The sequence below is a fragment of the Herbiconiux sp. VKM Ac-2851 genome (assembly GCF_013205105.1).
In the GTDB taxonomy this organism is placed as follows: domain Bacteria; phylum Actinomycetota; class Actinomycetes; order Actinomycetales; family Microbacteriaceae; genus Herbiconiux; species Herbiconiux flava.
The window spans coordinates 495,166-507,477 of the sequence record NZ_JABMLJ010000002.1 but is presented as its reverse complement, the minus strand read 5'-3'; the positions used below and the strand labels follow the sequence as shown (position 1 = coordinate 507,477).

13 protein-coding genes are annotated in these 12,312 nt (G+C 71.8%); 7 read left to right on the top strand and 6 right to left on the bottom strand.

All coding sequences use genetic code 11. The features are described 5' to 3' along the window. Positions 1-94: 94 nt before the first annotated feature. Positions 95-637 carry a gluconokinase gene (locus tag HQQ85_RS09075; protein ID WP_173182194.1) on the top strand — a complete coding sequence of 181 codons (543 nt, stop codon included), beginning with the start codon at positions 95-97 and terminating at the stop codon, positions 635-637. A gap of 12 nt (positions 638-649) precedes the next feature. Here HQQ85_RS09075 and HQQ85_RS09070 read toward each other — a convergent pair whose 3' ends face one another. Continuing rightward, positions 650-1,147, bottom strand: coding sequence for a DUF6328 family protein (locus tag HQQ85_RS09070; RefSeq protein WP_173182193.1), 498 nt, complete (start codon positions 1,145-1,147; stop codon positions 650-652). Between the two features lie 31 nt (positions 1,148-1,178). After that, positions 1,179-1,688 (bottom strand): metallophosphoesterase, encoded by a 510-nt coding sequence (locus tag HQQ85_RS09065; protein WP_173182192.1) that lies wholly within the window; start codon positions 1,686-1,688, stop codon positions 1,179-1,181. A 68-nt stretch (positions 1,689-1,756) separates the two neighbouring features. Here HQQ85_RS09065 and HQQ85_RS09060 point away from each other — a divergent pair, with 68 nt between their 5' ends. Beyond that, entirely contained in the window at positions 1,757-2,734 is a 978-nt protein-coding gene (locus tag HQQ85_RS09060; protein ID WP_173182191.1) for a hypothetical protein, read from the top strand. Positions 2,735-2,744: 10 nt separating this feature from the next. On the opposite strand, the gene HQQ85_RS09055 is transcribed toward HQQ85_RS09060, so the two are convergent. Together HQQ85_RS09055 and HQQ85_RS09050 are read right to left on the bottom strand one after the other, a co-directional pair. After that, positions 2,745-3,665: an AEC family transporter gene (locus tag HQQ85_RS09055; protein ID WP_173182190.1), complete on the bottom strand. Its 921-nt coding sequence runs from the start codon at positions 3,663-3,665 to the stop codon at positions 2,745-2,747. A gap of 10 nt (positions 3,666-3,675) precedes the next feature. Beyond that, positions 3,676-5,790 (bottom strand): acyltransferase family protein, encoded by a 2,115-nt coding sequence (locus HQQ85_RS09050; protein ID WP_173182189.1) that lies wholly within the window; start codon positions 5,788-5,790, stop codon positions 3,676-3,678. A gap of 193 nt (positions 5,791-5,983) precedes the next feature. Here HQQ85_RS09050 and HQQ85_RS09045 point away from each other — a divergent pair, with 193 nt between their 5' ends. Both HQQ85_RS09045 and HQQ85_RS09040 read left to right on the top strand, forming a co-directional pair. Further along, complete coding sequence (locus tag HQQ85_RS09045) at positions 5,984-7,435, top strand: DUF6421 family protein (RefSeq protein WP_173182188.1); 1,452 nt, start codon at positions 5,984-5,986, stop codon at positions 7,433-7,435. A gap of 87 nt (positions 7,436-7,522) precedes the next feature. Then, complete coding sequence (locus tag HQQ85_RS09040; protein ID WP_173182187.1) at positions 7,523-8,230, top strand: SDR family oxidoreductase; 708 nt, start codon at positions 7,523-7,525, stop codon at positions 8,228-8,230. A 40-nt stretch (positions 8,231-8,270) separates the two neighbouring features. Here the strand turns inward: HQQ85_RS09040 and HQQ85_RS09035 are convergent, their stop codons facing one another. Both HQQ85_RS09035 and HQQ85_RS09030 read right to left on the bottom strand, forming a co-directional pair. Then, positions 8,271-8,408: a hypothetical protein gene (locus HQQ85_RS09035; protein ID WP_173182186.1), complete on the bottom strand. Its 138-nt coding sequence runs from the start codon at positions 8,406-8,408 to the stop codon at positions 8,271-8,273. Positions 8,409-8,622: 214 nt separating this feature from the next. Then, positions 8,623-9,378, bottom strand: a complete 756-nt coding sequence (locus HQQ85_RS09030; protein WP_173182185.1) for an SDR family NAD(P)-dependent oxidoreductase — start codon at positions 9,376-9,378, stop codon at positions 8,623-8,625. 87 nt (positions 9,379-9,465) lie between these two features. Between HQQ85_RS09030 and HQQ85_RS09025 the strand changes: the two genes are divergently transcribed. From HQQ85_RS09025 to HQQ85_RS09015, 3 genes are all read left to right on the top strand, one after another. After that, entirely contained in the window at positions 9,466-10,086 is a 621-nt protein-coding gene (locus HQQ85_RS09025; protein WP_173182184.1) for a TetR/AcrR family transcriptional regulator, read from the top strand. Between the two features lie 110 nt (positions 10,087-10,196). Then, on the top strand, positions 10,197-11,504 hold the full coding sequence (locus HQQ85_RS09020) for a sensor histidine kinase (protein WP_173182183.1): 1,308 nt from the start codon (positions 10,197-10,199) through the stop codon (positions 11,502-11,504). After that, positions 11,501-12,262, top strand: coding sequence for a response regulator transcription factor (locus tag HQQ85_RS09015; protein WP_173182182.1), 762 nt, complete (start codon positions 11,501-11,503; stop codon positions 12,260-12,262). Before HQQ85_RS09020 ends, HQQ85_RS09015 begins: the two co-directional genes overlap by 4 nt. The last annotated feature ends 50 nt before the right edge of the window (positions 12,263-12,312 follow it).

Here is a 12,312-nt window from a genome sequence, read left to right as displayed (position 1 = left end):
GGGCCACGCAAACGTTTACGAAACAGGCGGCGACGGATGCTCGGAGCCGCCTCCGGGCCGAGCGGGCGGCCTGGTTCGTGATGGACTGGGAGGTATGCGCAATCGGGTCGTGTTCACCACCGGGGTCTCGGGATCGGGCAAATCGACGATCGGCGTGCTGCTCGCCGACCGGCTCGGCTGGGCCTTCGTCGACGCCGACGACCTGCACCCGGCGGCCAACGTCGAGAAGATGGCCGCGGGCATCCCGCTGACCGACGACGACCGCTGGCCGTGGCTCCGCACGGTCGGGGCGGCCGCGGCCTCGGTCGTCGAGCGAGCGGATGCGGACGGCACCGAGGGCACGTCCGGCGAGCCCGCCGGCGTCGTCGTCGCGTGCTCGGCGCTGCGCCGCGTCTACCGTGACGTGCTGCGCGAGGCGGACCCGGGTGCGGTGTTCGTGCAGCTCGTCGGATCGGCCGAGCTGATCGGCGATCGGCTGCGCGCCCGGCAGCACCACTTCATGCCCGCGACGCTGCTCGGCTCGCAGCTCGCGACGCTCGAGCCGCTCGGGGCCGACGAGGCGGGCCTCGCCGTGGTCGTCTCGGCGGGGCCGGAGACCGTGGTCGCAGAGATCATCTCAGGTCTCGCGCTGAGCTAGGGCCGCCGGCCGCTACCTGGATTCGTCCGGCAGGCGGCGACGCGACACCCGCGGCATGACGACCCACAGCGCCAGCACGATCACGAGCACCACTGCGCCGATGACGATCCCCGCTGCGCGCCCGAGCACGAAGTCGAAGATCAGCAGCGCCGTTCCCGCGAGCGTGATCGCGACGCCGATCATCGTGAACTGCAGGATGTGGTCGGTCAGTTGCACGACTCGGTCCTTGGCGCGCATCCGGAACAGGGCGCGGTGCAGGCTCACCGGGGCGAGCCCGAAGACGGTGGAGAGGATGGACGCGACGACCAGGCAGAGGTAGACGATGCGCTGGTAGTCGTCGAGGTCCTCGAAGCGGGACTGGAAGGCGGCGGCGAGCAGGAAGCCCGTGAGGATCTGCGTGCCGGTCTGGATGACCCGCAGCTCCTGCAGCATCTCGTTCCAGTTGCGATCGAGGCGCTCGTTCTCGCTCTCGTCGCGCCCGTCGCCCGGGCTCGCGTCGACATCGGTCATGGAATGTATCTACCACGGCGCGACTGCGCCGTCACGACCGAGACGGGAGCGGCACCAGTTCTACGTCGCGCAGCCGGCCGTCGTCGGCCACCGCGGTCATCATCGTGCAGACGGGTTGGCGCCGCCGGTCGGTCGGCGAGCCGGGGTTCAGCAGGCGCATCCCGCCGGGCGCGGTGCTGTCCCACGGGATGTGGCTGTGCCCGAACACCAGCACGTCCGTCTCGGGGAACGCCTGCTCCATCCGCACCTCGCGCCGATCGCGCGAGCCCGTCTCGTGGATCATCGCGAAACGCAGCCCCTCGAGCTCCACCCGTGCGATCTCGGGCAGCCGCGCCCGCAGCCCCGTCCCGTCGTTGTTGCCCCACACGCCCACCAGTCGCGCCGCTCGCCCCGACAGCGCGTCGAGCGTCGCCTCGTCGACCCAGTCCCCCGCGTGGAACACCACGTCGGCCTCGTCGACCGCCCGCCAGACCTGCTCGGGCAGCGCCTTCGCGCGCTTGGGCAGATGGGTGTCGGCGAGCAGCAGCAGTCGCGTGGGCATGGGTCCATCGTGGCCCGGGTCGGACGCTGCCCCTAGGCTCGGGGGCAGGTTCGACGGCGGGAGGTCGGGTGGATCCGCTCGAGCAGGCGGCGGGGCAGCTCTACGGCGAGGCCCCCTCGGGGTTCATCGCCGCGCGCAACGCTCTCGCGGCGGAGGCCAAGGCGGCGGGTGACCGGGAGCTCGCAGCGGGCATCCGTTCACTGGCGAAGCCCTCGGTCGCGGCCTGGGCCGTCAACGCGCTGGTGCGACACCGGCCGGGCGAGGTGCAGCCGCTGCTCGAGCTGGGCGAGCGGATGCGCGACGCCACCGACTCGGGCGACCGCGACGCCGTGCGGCAGCTCGGCCGCGAACGGCAGCAGCTGCTCGCGGCAGCGGCGTCATCGGCGCGGGCCCTCGGCGACGAGCTCGGGGTGCCGGTCTCGGACGCCGCGGCCGTCGAGGTGCAGCAGACGCTTCAGGCGGCCGTCGTCGACCCGGCGGCGACGGCGGCCGTGCGGAGCGGGCTGCTCGTGCGGACGTTCTCGAGCACGGGGGTCGACCCGGTGGAGCTCGACGGCGCGGTCGCGCTGGCCGAGGCGGGGGCGGTCGAGCCCGCGACAGCACCGTCGACCGCGACCAGGCCTCGGGCAGTGGGACGGCAGGCCACCGAGAAGAAGCCGCCCGTGAAGGCCGCCCCCGAAGAATCGCGCGAACAGGTGCGCGAGCGCGCGGCCGCCGAGCGCGCGTCGCGGGCCATCGCCGCCGCGAAGCGCGAGGCCGAGGAGGCACGCCAGGACGCCGAGGACGCCCAGGCCGAGCTCGCGACGACGGAGCTGCGCATCCGCGAGAACCGGGCGCGGCACGAGCAGCTCGCCGAGGAGCAGCAGGAACTGCGCGAACGTCTCGACGCGGTGCAGGGCGAGCTCACCGACACCAACGTCACGGCCGCCCGCCTCCGCAAGGAGCGTGCCTCCGCCGTGCGGGCAGCCGAGGCGGCCGAACGCCTGGCGTCCCGTGCACGCACCCGCCTCGCCTCGCTCACCGCCGACGACGACCGCGACGACTGACCCCGCGCGATCAGGCCAGCAGCGCCGCCACCGCCACGAGCAGCGGCACCGAGCCGATCGTCGTGACGAGAACCGTGTCCCGCGCCAGCACGACGCCCCGCTGATACCGCGCCGCGAAGTTGTAGATGTTCTGCGCCGTCGGCAGCGACGCCAGCGCCACCACCTCGAACACCTGGTGCGCCGGCAGGTGGAACGCGAATTGCGCCAGGAGATATGCCGTCAGCGGCATGACCACGAGCTTCACCGCGCTGGCGACCATGATCGCCGCCCGTCCCGACCCCGGAGCGAGCGGCTTTTGCCCCACGAGCGACATCCCGAACGCGATCAGCACCAGCGGAACCGCCGCCCCGCCGATCAGCTCGAACGGCGCCAGCACCGGTGCCGGCAGCTCGACCCCGAAGAGCGCGAGCAGCAGCCCGATCAGCGACGCGATGATCATCGGGTTTCGCACCGGCTGCGAGAGGATCGACCCGACCGAGGCCTTCCCCCGCGTCGCGATGTCGAGCACGGTCAGCGTCACGGGGGCCAGCACGATCAGCTGAAGGAGCAGCAGCGGCGCCACCAGCTGAGCACTGCCGAGCACGTAGATCGCCACCGGCAGCCCGATGTTGTTCGCGTTGACGTAGCCCGACGAGGCCATCCCCACGGCCGTCTCGGCGACCGGCTGGCGGAACCAGATCCGCGAGGCGAGCAGGTACACCGAGGCCGACACCACCACGCTGATCAGCGTCACGAGCAGCGGCGCCGAGAACACGGTGGCCGGATGCGAACGCGACAGCACGGTGAACAGCAGGGCGGGGGTCGCCACGAAGAAGGCGATCCGGTTGAGCACGAGACGGGCATCCTGAGGCAGGATGCCGAGCCGCTGCACCCCGTAGCCCACCGCGATGACGAACCCGATGATGCCGAACCCGGTCAGGACCCCCAGCATGCCCGCCGCCTCAGCGCGCGATCGCGTCGGTCATCGCGCGGGCGAGGAACGGCTCGAGCGTGAACGCGAAGGTGCGGGTGAGGTGGTCGACGTCGCGGTAGACATTGGCGCCGCCGACGACGGCGGGGCACTCCTCGGCGGTGCAGTAGGTGTCGCTGAAGTCGAGGAGCGTGACGTCCTGGCCGTCGGCGACGGCGGTGGATGCGGCCATCGCGATCGGGTCGAAGGCCGCGAGACCGTCCTCCCGCGGCGTCGTGCAGAGCGAGGCGTCCTCGGTGCGCAGGCACTTGTTCGGGTCGTCGTCCCACGAGGGGTTGTCGACCACGGTCACGACGGGGGTGCCGGCGTCGAGCACGGGGGTCCAGGCCTCGCCGTAGCCGGCGGCCGCGACCGTCTCGTCGTCGGAGGTGCCCGGTACGTTCCGGTCGGTGAGCGCGGCCGTGAAGATCGCGTCGAAGGGCTCGTGCGAGGTCAGTGCCGCGGTGAGGGAGGAGCGCCAGGAGTCGCACGAGGCGGCGAAGGCGTCACGGGCGGCCAGCGGGGTCGTGGTCCACGGGCATCCGCCCTTCAGGTACGTCGTGAGGTGCCAGCCGTTCGTCTCGGCCATCTGGATGAACGGGTCCATCAGGGCGTAGGCGTGGCTGTCGCCGATCAGCGCGATCTGGGGCGCGTCGGCGTCGTCGCTGCCGAACTGGCAGTCGCGCACGGTGGCGTCGTTGAGGGTCGAGAGACAGTCGGGATGCTCGGGGCGGTCGGCGTTGCCGAAGCCGGGGCTCGGGATGATCAGGCCGTCGAGCTCGGGGTTCGCGCAGACCGGGTCGATCGGCGCGAGGCCGTCGGTGGGGCCGGAGGCGGCACCGAAGCACTCCGGCGGATCGGCCAGCGTCTGTGCGAGCTGCGTGGCCTCGGCGTCGTACTTCGGCTGCTGCACCGCCCAGGCTCCGGTGACGAAGAGCGTCGACACGGCCATCGCCGCCACCACGCCGATCAGCGTCGTGCGCGGGCGGCGGGTGGTGAAGAAGCGCCAGCCGCGGGCCGGGTCCTCGATGAAGCGCTTGGTGAGCCAGGCCAGCACGAAGCAGAACAGGAACAGCGCGATGCGGTTGTAGATGCTGAGGCCCCAGCCCGGGATGTACGGGGCGATCACGATCAGCGGCCAGTGCCAGAGGTAGAGCGAGTACGAGATGTCGCCGATGAAGCTCACCGGGCGCCAGCTCAGCACGCGACCGGCGTCCCACGGCTTCTCGCGGTGGTGCGCCACGATGATCGCCGCGGTGCCGAGCACGGGCAGCGCCGCCATGTACCCCGGGAAGGGCGTCGCCGCCGTGAAGAAGTAGCCGCAGCCGAGCACCACGGCGATGCCGCCCCAGCCCAGGATGTTCGACTGCCACGCCCGCGTCGGCCGCAGCCTCGGCAGCAGGGCGAGGGCGCCGCCCACCGCGAACTCCCACACCCGCGTGTAGGTGACGAAGTAGGCGGCCGCGGGGTCGGTGGCCGTCACGAAGACCGAGAGCGCGAAGCTGCCGAGGCCGACGATCGCGAGCACGGCCATCAGGCCGACCCACTTGCGGCGCTTCAGCACCTTCACCGCGAAGACCGAGGCGCCGAGCATCAGCACGGGCCAGAACAGGTAGAACTGCTCCTCGAGCGAGAGCGACCAGTAGTGCTGCACGAGGCTCGCCTCGTTGGCTGCCGCCAAGTAATCCACAGAGTTGAGGGCGAGGACCCAGTTCTCCACATAGAACGTCGAGGCGAGGATCTCGCGCACGTTCTCGGTCAGACTCGACAGCGGCATGATGAACAGCGTCGCGAGGCTCGCGAAGACGAGCACCGTGATGGCGGCCGGAAGGAGGCGACGGGCCCGCTTGGCGTAGAACGACGGCAGGGCGATGCGATCGGTGCGCTCGAGCTGCCGGGCGAGCTGCTGCGTGATGAGGAAGCCCGAGATCACGAAGAAGACGTCGACGCCGATGTACCCGCCGGTGAGGCGGCCGGGCCAGAAGTGGTAGACCACCACGAGCAGCACGGCGATGGCGCGCAGGCCCTGGATGTGCGGGAGGAAGTGGTCGGGTCGCTCGGCCGCGGCGCGGTGTCTCGCCGGGGGCGCGGCCGTGTGCTTCTCCATCGGGTCTCATGGTACCCGGGGCGTCACGGGGTTCCTGAGCGCGCCGCGGTCGGGGCGGTGCAGTGTCGTTTCAGGCGTTCGGTGGTTCCTTGCGTGCATCCGCGGCTCTGGCGCAGGTAATCGCCGCCGCTGTCAAAGAAGAGCGGATGCTCGGCGCCTAGGCTCGGGAGAACGACCGATTGGAGGTTCCACCATGTCCGCACGCCCCGTCTCCGCCGTCAGCGCCCACCACCGCACAGCCGAGTCCATCATCGGAGAACCCGAGGTCGTGGAGGACGCCTCCCTCACCACCGACCTCGCCCAGCTGCCGGCCTGGCTGAACCTCAAGGCCGCCGTCGCCGCCCTGCAGCCGCTGCAGGTGAAGGACGGATCGGTTCCCGACCCGGTCGACCACCCCGCCGCGCGCTCGCACGTCGAGACGATCGTCGACGCCGTCGCCGAGCTGGCCCCGCTCTTCCCGCACGACGCCGCCTACCTCGAGGCCGTGCGCGAGGACTTCGCGCGCTGGGTCTCCTCGGGCTTCGCGGTGCCCGACTTCCTCGCCTCGCTCGTCGCCTTCGCGCCCGCCTCGCACCGGGCCGACGGGGTACGCCACCTCGTGGTCTTCCCGATGTACACGCAGAACGGCAGCACCGACCGGCACGTCGAGGCGGTGCTGATCGAGGTGCTCTGGCCGTCGTTCATCGCCGAGCTCGAGGCCGGCGAGTACTCGAACGCGCTGTTCCTGCCCATCCGCTTCCTCGACTTCACGGCGGGCTACGACACGAACTCGGCGGTGCTCTTCCCCGAGTCGGTGGCGACGTCGAGCATCCCGGCCTACACCTGGGGCGGCATCTTCGCCGACCGGGAGGCCGCGCGGTTCCGGCGCGTGGTGCGGGCGGCGGCCGAGGTCACCCGGCTCGAGCTGCCCGCCGACGCGGCGCGCCTGCTCGACGACCAGGAGCTCACCGAGCGCACCTTCGTGATGTGGGACCTGATCCACGACCGCACCCACATGCGCGGCGACCTGCCGTTCGACCCGTTCATGATCAAGCAGCGGATGCCCTTCTTCCTGTACTCGCTCGAGGAGCTGCGGTGCGACCTCACCGCGTTCCGCGAGGCGGTGAAGATCGAGCGGCGCCTGGCTTCGTCGACCGTCGCCCTGTCGGACGGGGACGCGACGCTGCTCGAGCACGCGAAGCTCGTGCAGTACGCGGTGCTGTTCGATCGCATCTTCCGCTTCGCGATCACCGGCTCGCGCGTGCGCAACTACGACGGCCTCGGCGGGCAGCTGCTGTTCGCCTGGCTGCACCAGCGCGGCGTGCTGCACTGGACCGACACCCGCCTCACCATCGACTGGCCCGAGGTCGCCGACGCCGTGACCGCGCTCGGCGACGCGATCGACGAGCTCTACTGGCGCTCGATCGACCGCCCGAAGGCGGCCCACTGGCTGGCCGCCTACGAACTGATCACCGCGACCGTCACGCCGAACCCGGCCTCGGTCTGGGCCGAGGGTCCGAAGGCGCTGCCGCTCGACGGGCCGCCGCGCGGGCTGACCGACGCGGTGCTCGACGACGAGTTCCCGCTGTCGATGTTCTACGAGGCCCTCGAGAAGAAGATGCGCGACGTCATCTCCTCGACGGAGGGCATCACGGCCCGCGACTGACCCCGCCCCCCTGACCCACCTCCTCGCGAGGTGGGCGCTCGGGCGCGGAACAGGACGGGGAGTGCAGCGGTGCGGGAGGATGAGGGCATGAGCGAGACAGTGGCTGGGCCCGGGGTCACGGGCCGGCGGGTCGTGGTGACCGGGGCGAGCAGCGAGTCGGGCGTCGCCGTGTGTGCGGCCCTCGTCGAGGCGGGGGCCGAGGTGGTCGCGGTCGGGTCGAACCCCGCGAAGATCTCCGCCGTCGCCGATCGCGTGCCGGGCATCCGCACCGAGGTCGCCGACCTCAGCGACCCGGCCGCAGTCACGGCGCTGACCGACCGTCTCGGCGCACCCGTCGACGGGCTGATCCACCTCGTGGGCGGCTGGGTCGGCGGCGCGGGCATCGCGGGGCAGAGCGACGAGGGCTGGGCGGCGATGGAGCGGTCGTTCCGCACCCTGCGCAACGTCCTGAGGTCGTTCTACCCGGCACTCGCGGAGTCGCCGGCCGGGCGCACCGCCTTCGTGTCCTCGGTGTCGGTCGACGCGCCCACCGCCTCCGGGGCCGACTACACCGCCGCGAAGGCCGCCTCCGAGTCGTGGATGCGCTCGGTCGCCCAGGGCTTCGCGAAGAACGCCCCCGACGCCGCGGCGGTCATCTTCGCCGTACGATCACTGGTCGACGAGCGGATGCGCGCCGCATCGCCCGAGAAGACCTTCGCCGGGGCGACCGACGTCGGCACCCTCGCCGAGGCGGTCGTCGAGCTGTGGAACGGGACCGCGGGCGAGCTGAACGGACGGCGGCTGGTGCTGCAGTAGCAGCAGCCGCGCATCCGCTCTGCTGGTTCTTCGGACGGAGCTACTTCTTCTTGACGTTGGTCACGGCGTCGGCCGAGTGGTCGGCCTTGTCGCTCTTGGCCTTCTTGTCGGCGCGCTTCTCTTTGAGGGATCGGGCGGCCGGTTTGGCCACCGCCTTGCGCTGGGTCTTCTCGGCCATGTTCGTTACCTCCATCGCGGGCCACGGGCGGCTCGGTACCCGAAGGGTAGTGCCCCGGGCGGCCCGCCCCGACCGCCCAGGCGTATTGCCAGCAACCCGCCGCCGCTGGCCGCGTGCGGCTGAGTCGCGCCTAACTGCTGCCGTAGCGGCTGAGTCGCGCCAAAACGCGACACATTGGCGCGACTCAGCGGACGCCCTACTTGCGCGACCGAGGCTACTGGGCCGCGTAGCCGCCGTCGACGAGGTGGTAGCTGCCCGAGACGAACGACGCGGCGTCGCTGACGAGGAAGGTCACGAGGGCGGCGACCTCCTCCGAGGTGCCCAGGCGGCCGAGCGCGTGCTTCGCGGCGAGCGCCTGCTGCGCCTCGGCCGAGAGGTTCGCGTCGACGAGCGGCGTGTGGATGAAGCCGGGCCCGACCGCGTTGACGCGCACGTTCTGCGCGCCGTACTCGAGGGCTGCGTTCTTCGTCAGGCCGACCAGGCCGTGCTTCGCGGTGACGTAGGCCGACGACATCGGGATGCCCACCGAACCGAGCACCGACGCCATGTTCACGATCGCGCCGCCGCCGTTCTTCGCCATCGCGGGCAGCTGCGCCTTGAGGCCGTAGAAGACAGCGTTGAGGTTGATCTCGATCACCTTGCGCCAGCTGTCGAGCGAGTAGTCGCCGACGGTGGCGGCCTCCCCGCCGATGCCGGCGTTGTTCACCGCGATGCCGAGCGGAGCGAGCTTCTCGGCGGCCACGACGCTCGCCTCGGCGAACTCGGGGTCGCTGACGTCGCCCACCAGCACCTCGGCGGTGCCGCCCGCAGCGCGGATCTCGTCGACGACCTTCTGGGCCGGCTCCTCGCGCACGTCGCTGACGAGCACGGCGGCTCCGTTCCTCGCGAGTTCGAGCGCGACCGCGCGGCCGATGCCCGAGCCCGCTCCCGTCACGATCGCGGATCGTCCGGCGACGTCGTATGCAGCCATGATTCTCTTCTTTCTGTGTCTGTGGTGTCGTTATATCCAACGTTTGTCGGATAATTCTATTCCCCTTAGGCTTCGAACGGAGGATCGATGGATGCACGTCACAGACGCAGCCGGGCCAAGCTCGCGGATGCGGTGCTGCGCCTGGCCTCGGAGCGCCCGATCGACGAGGTCACAGCGTCCGAGATCGCGGCGGCCGCCGGGGTGAACCGCTCGACCTTCTACGCCCACGCCGCCTCGCCGCTCGCGCTGCTGGAGAGCGTGCTGCGCGAGGAGCTCGACGCTCTGCGCGATCGCCACCTCGCCTCGGTGCCTGAGGCCTCGGTGCCGCGCGCCGCCGCCGCGGAGGCCGTGACCGCGGTGACGCTCGCCGTGCTGGAGAACATCGAGTCGCACGCGCCGATCTACGAGCGGGGGCTGCTGGCCGATGCCGGCGGCGGTCACCGCGGCGAGACCAGCCTCCGCCCCATGCTGGCGGCCCACTTCGAGGAGTCGAGTCGGCAGCTTCTCGCCCAGCACGCCCTCTTCGCCAGCGACGAGGAGGAGGCGGCCGACCCGCTGCTCGCCGCCATGGTCGGCCCCTTCGTCGCCAACGGCAGCGTGGGCGCGATCGCCGCCTGGCTCGAGCAGCCCGAACCGCGCGACCCGGAGGCCTTCCTCCGCAGCTACCGCCGCCTCGTCCCGCCCTGGTTCCCCCTCGCCCCCCACTGACCGCCGCCGGTTCGCGTGGTGGCTCCTGCACCGTCTGCTCGTCGTGCCCGGCTCTCCACATCCGCCGCGCGAGGGATGGGGTCGTGGCCGCCGCTCGCTAGCGTGGAGGCATGAGTTCAGCACCCGACGACTGGCAGCGGCCGCCACCCGGCGCCGCCGGCTACCGGCGCGACGCCATCGCGGCGGCCGGGCTGGCCGGGGCGACGTTCCTCAGCTGGCTGCTGTTCTCGAGCGCGATGACCGCTCAGTCGCACGCGCCCTGGTGGGGCGGCGCGATCTTCTCGGTGCTCGTCGCGGGCTCGCTGGCGTTCCGGCGGCGGTGGCCCGAGATCGTGGCGCTCGTGGTCGCCGTCACCTTCGTGGTGGGGCAGTACTCGGGCATCTGGGAACAGCTGTTCAACAACATCTGCCTGTTCATCGCCCTCTACACGGTGGGCGCGTGGGGCCGCAACCGAACGCTGGCGACGGCGCTGCGCATCCTGATCAGTGTCGGCATGCTGCTCTGGCTGGCCGGCGTGCTGATCTTCCAGGCGCTGAACCCCGACACGACCCCCGACGTCTCGCGCGACGGCCCGCTGTCGCAGTTCGCCGCGATCGGGCTGATCCAGATCATCACGAATCTGCTGTACTTCGGCGGCGCCTACGTCTTCGGCAACGCCGCCTGGGCCTCGGCCCGGCAGCGCGAGGCCCTCGAGCAGCGCACCCTCGAGCTCGAGCGGGAGCGCGAGGTCAGCAGCCGCCAGGCCGTCGAGCTCGAGCGCTCGCGCATCGCGCGTGAGCTGCACGACGTCGTGGCGCACCACGTCTCGGTGATGGGCCTCCAGGCGGGTGCCGCGCGCCGCGTGCTCGAACGCGGCCCGGCAGGTGCCGCCGTCGACCCGCGGGCGGTTCAGGCGCTGTCGGTGATCGAGGAGAACGGCCGCGAGGCGGTCGATGAACTGCAGCGGATGCTCGGTGCCCTCCGCGAGCGCGGCGACGACCCCTCGACCACTGCCTCCACCCGCGGCATCGCGCAGCTCGACGAGCTCGTCGACGAGGCCCGCGCGTCGGGGCTGCCCGTGACCTTCTCCACCGTCGGAGCCGAGCGGCCCGTGCCCACGGCCATCGGCCTCACCGTCTACCGCCTGGCCCAGGAGTCGCTCACGAACGTGCGGAAGCACGCCGGCCCCCGCGCCACGGCCGACGTGCGCCTGCGCTTCCTGGCCGACGCGGTCGAGCTCGAGGTCAGCGACACGGGCGTCGGTGCGGGAGCGGCATCACCCGTCGAGGGCGGCGGCGGGGCTCATCTCGGGCAGATCGGCATGCGCGAGCGCGTGGCGGCGGCCGGCGGCGCACTCGAGCTCGGCCCCAAGCCCCGCGGCGGCTACCGGGTGCGGGCCCGGCTCCCCCTCAGCCTCGCAGTGAAGGAGACCGCATGACCGCCCCGATCCGCGTGCTGCTGGCCGACGACCAGGACCTGGTGCGGGTCGGCCTCCGCATCATCCTGGAGTCCGAGGACGGCATCGAGGTCGTGGGCGAGGCCCGGAACGGCCGCGAAGCCGTGACGCTCGGCCGCGAGCTCACGCCCGACGTCATCTGCATGGACGTGCAGATGCCCGAGCTCGACGGGCTGGAGGCCACGAGGCAGCTGATCGCCCACGGCACGGCGGCGGGCATCCTGATTCTCACGACCTTCGACCGCGACGACTACCTGTTCGCGGCACTCGAGGCCGGTGCGAGCGGGTTCGTGCTGAAGAACTCCTCGCCCGAGAGCCTCGTCGACGCGGTGCAGGTGGTGGCGCGCGGCGACGCCCTGCTCTCACCCGACGTCACCCGGCGCGTGATCGAGAGCTTCGCCCGCCGCCCGGGTGCCCCCGCGCCGGCGCCCCCCGGAGAAGCACCACCCACCGCAGACGAAACGCCCACCGGACGAACAGCGAGCGCCGAAGAAGCAGCGCCCCCGCCCACCCTCACCCCCGCCCCCGAGCTCGGCGCCCTCACCGACCGCGAGCGCGAGGTGCTGGGCCTGCTCGCCGCCGGCCGCTCGAACGCCGAGATCGCCCGCGAGCTCTACCTCGGCGAGGCCACGGTGAAGACCCACGTCTCCAAGATCCTGCAGAAGCTGGGCCTCCGCGACCGCATCCAGGCCGTCGTCTTCGCCTACGAGACGGGGGTCGCCGTACCCGGCCGGCCCTGAGGTAAACAGCGCCGAAGCGAAAACAGTGCGCAAACTGCAACTCCGGCGTA

Coding starts and splice junctions, on each gene's coding strand:
- HQQ85_RS09030 (WP_173182185.1), bottom strand. CDS start 9,378: ATGGCTGCATACGACGTCGCCGGACGATCCGCGATCGTGACGGGAGCG.
- HQQ85_RS09020 (WP_173182183.1), top strand. CDS start 10,197: ATGAGTTCAGCACCCGACGACTGGCAGCGGCCGCCACCCGGCGCCGCC.
- HQQ85_RS09040 (WP_173182187.1), top strand. CDS start 7,523: ATGAGCGAGACAGTGGCTGGGCCCGGGGTCACGGGCCGGCGGGTCGTG.
- HQQ85_RS09070 (WP_173182193.1), bottom strand. CDS start 1,147: ATGACCGATGTCGACGCGAGCCCGGGCGACGGGCGCGACGAGAGCGAG.
- HQQ85_RS09075 (WP_173182194.1), top strand. CDS start 95: ATGCGCAATCGGGTCGTGTTCACCACCGGGGTCTCGGGATCGGGCAAA.
- HQQ85_RS09065 (WP_173182192.1), bottom strand. CDS start 1,688: ATGCCCACGCGACTGCTGCTGCTCGCCGACACCCATCTGCCCAAGCGC.
- HQQ85_RS09050 (WP_173182189.1), bottom strand. CDS start 5,790: ATGGAGAAGCACACGGCCGCGCCCCCGGCGAGACACCGCGCCGCGGCC.
- HQQ85_RS09035 (WP_173182186.1), bottom strand. CDS start 8,408: ATGGCCGAGAAGACCCAGCGCAAGGCGGTGGCCAAACCGGCCGCCCGA.
- HQQ85_RS09015 (WP_173182182.1), top strand. CDS start 11,501: ATGACCGCCCCGATCCGCGTGCTGCTGGCCGACGACCAGGACCTGGTG.
- HQQ85_RS09055 (WP_173182190.1), bottom strand. CDS start 3,665: ATGCTGGGGGTCCTGACCGGGTTCGGCATCATCGGGTTCGTCATCGCG.
- HQQ85_RS09025 (WP_173182184.1), top strand. CDS start 9,466: ATGGATGCACGTCACAGACGCAGCCGGGCCAAGCTCGCGGATGCGGTG.
- HQQ85_RS09045 (WP_173182188.1), top strand. CDS start 5,984: ATGTCCGCACGCCCCGTCTCCGCCGTCAGCGCCCACCACCGCACAGCC.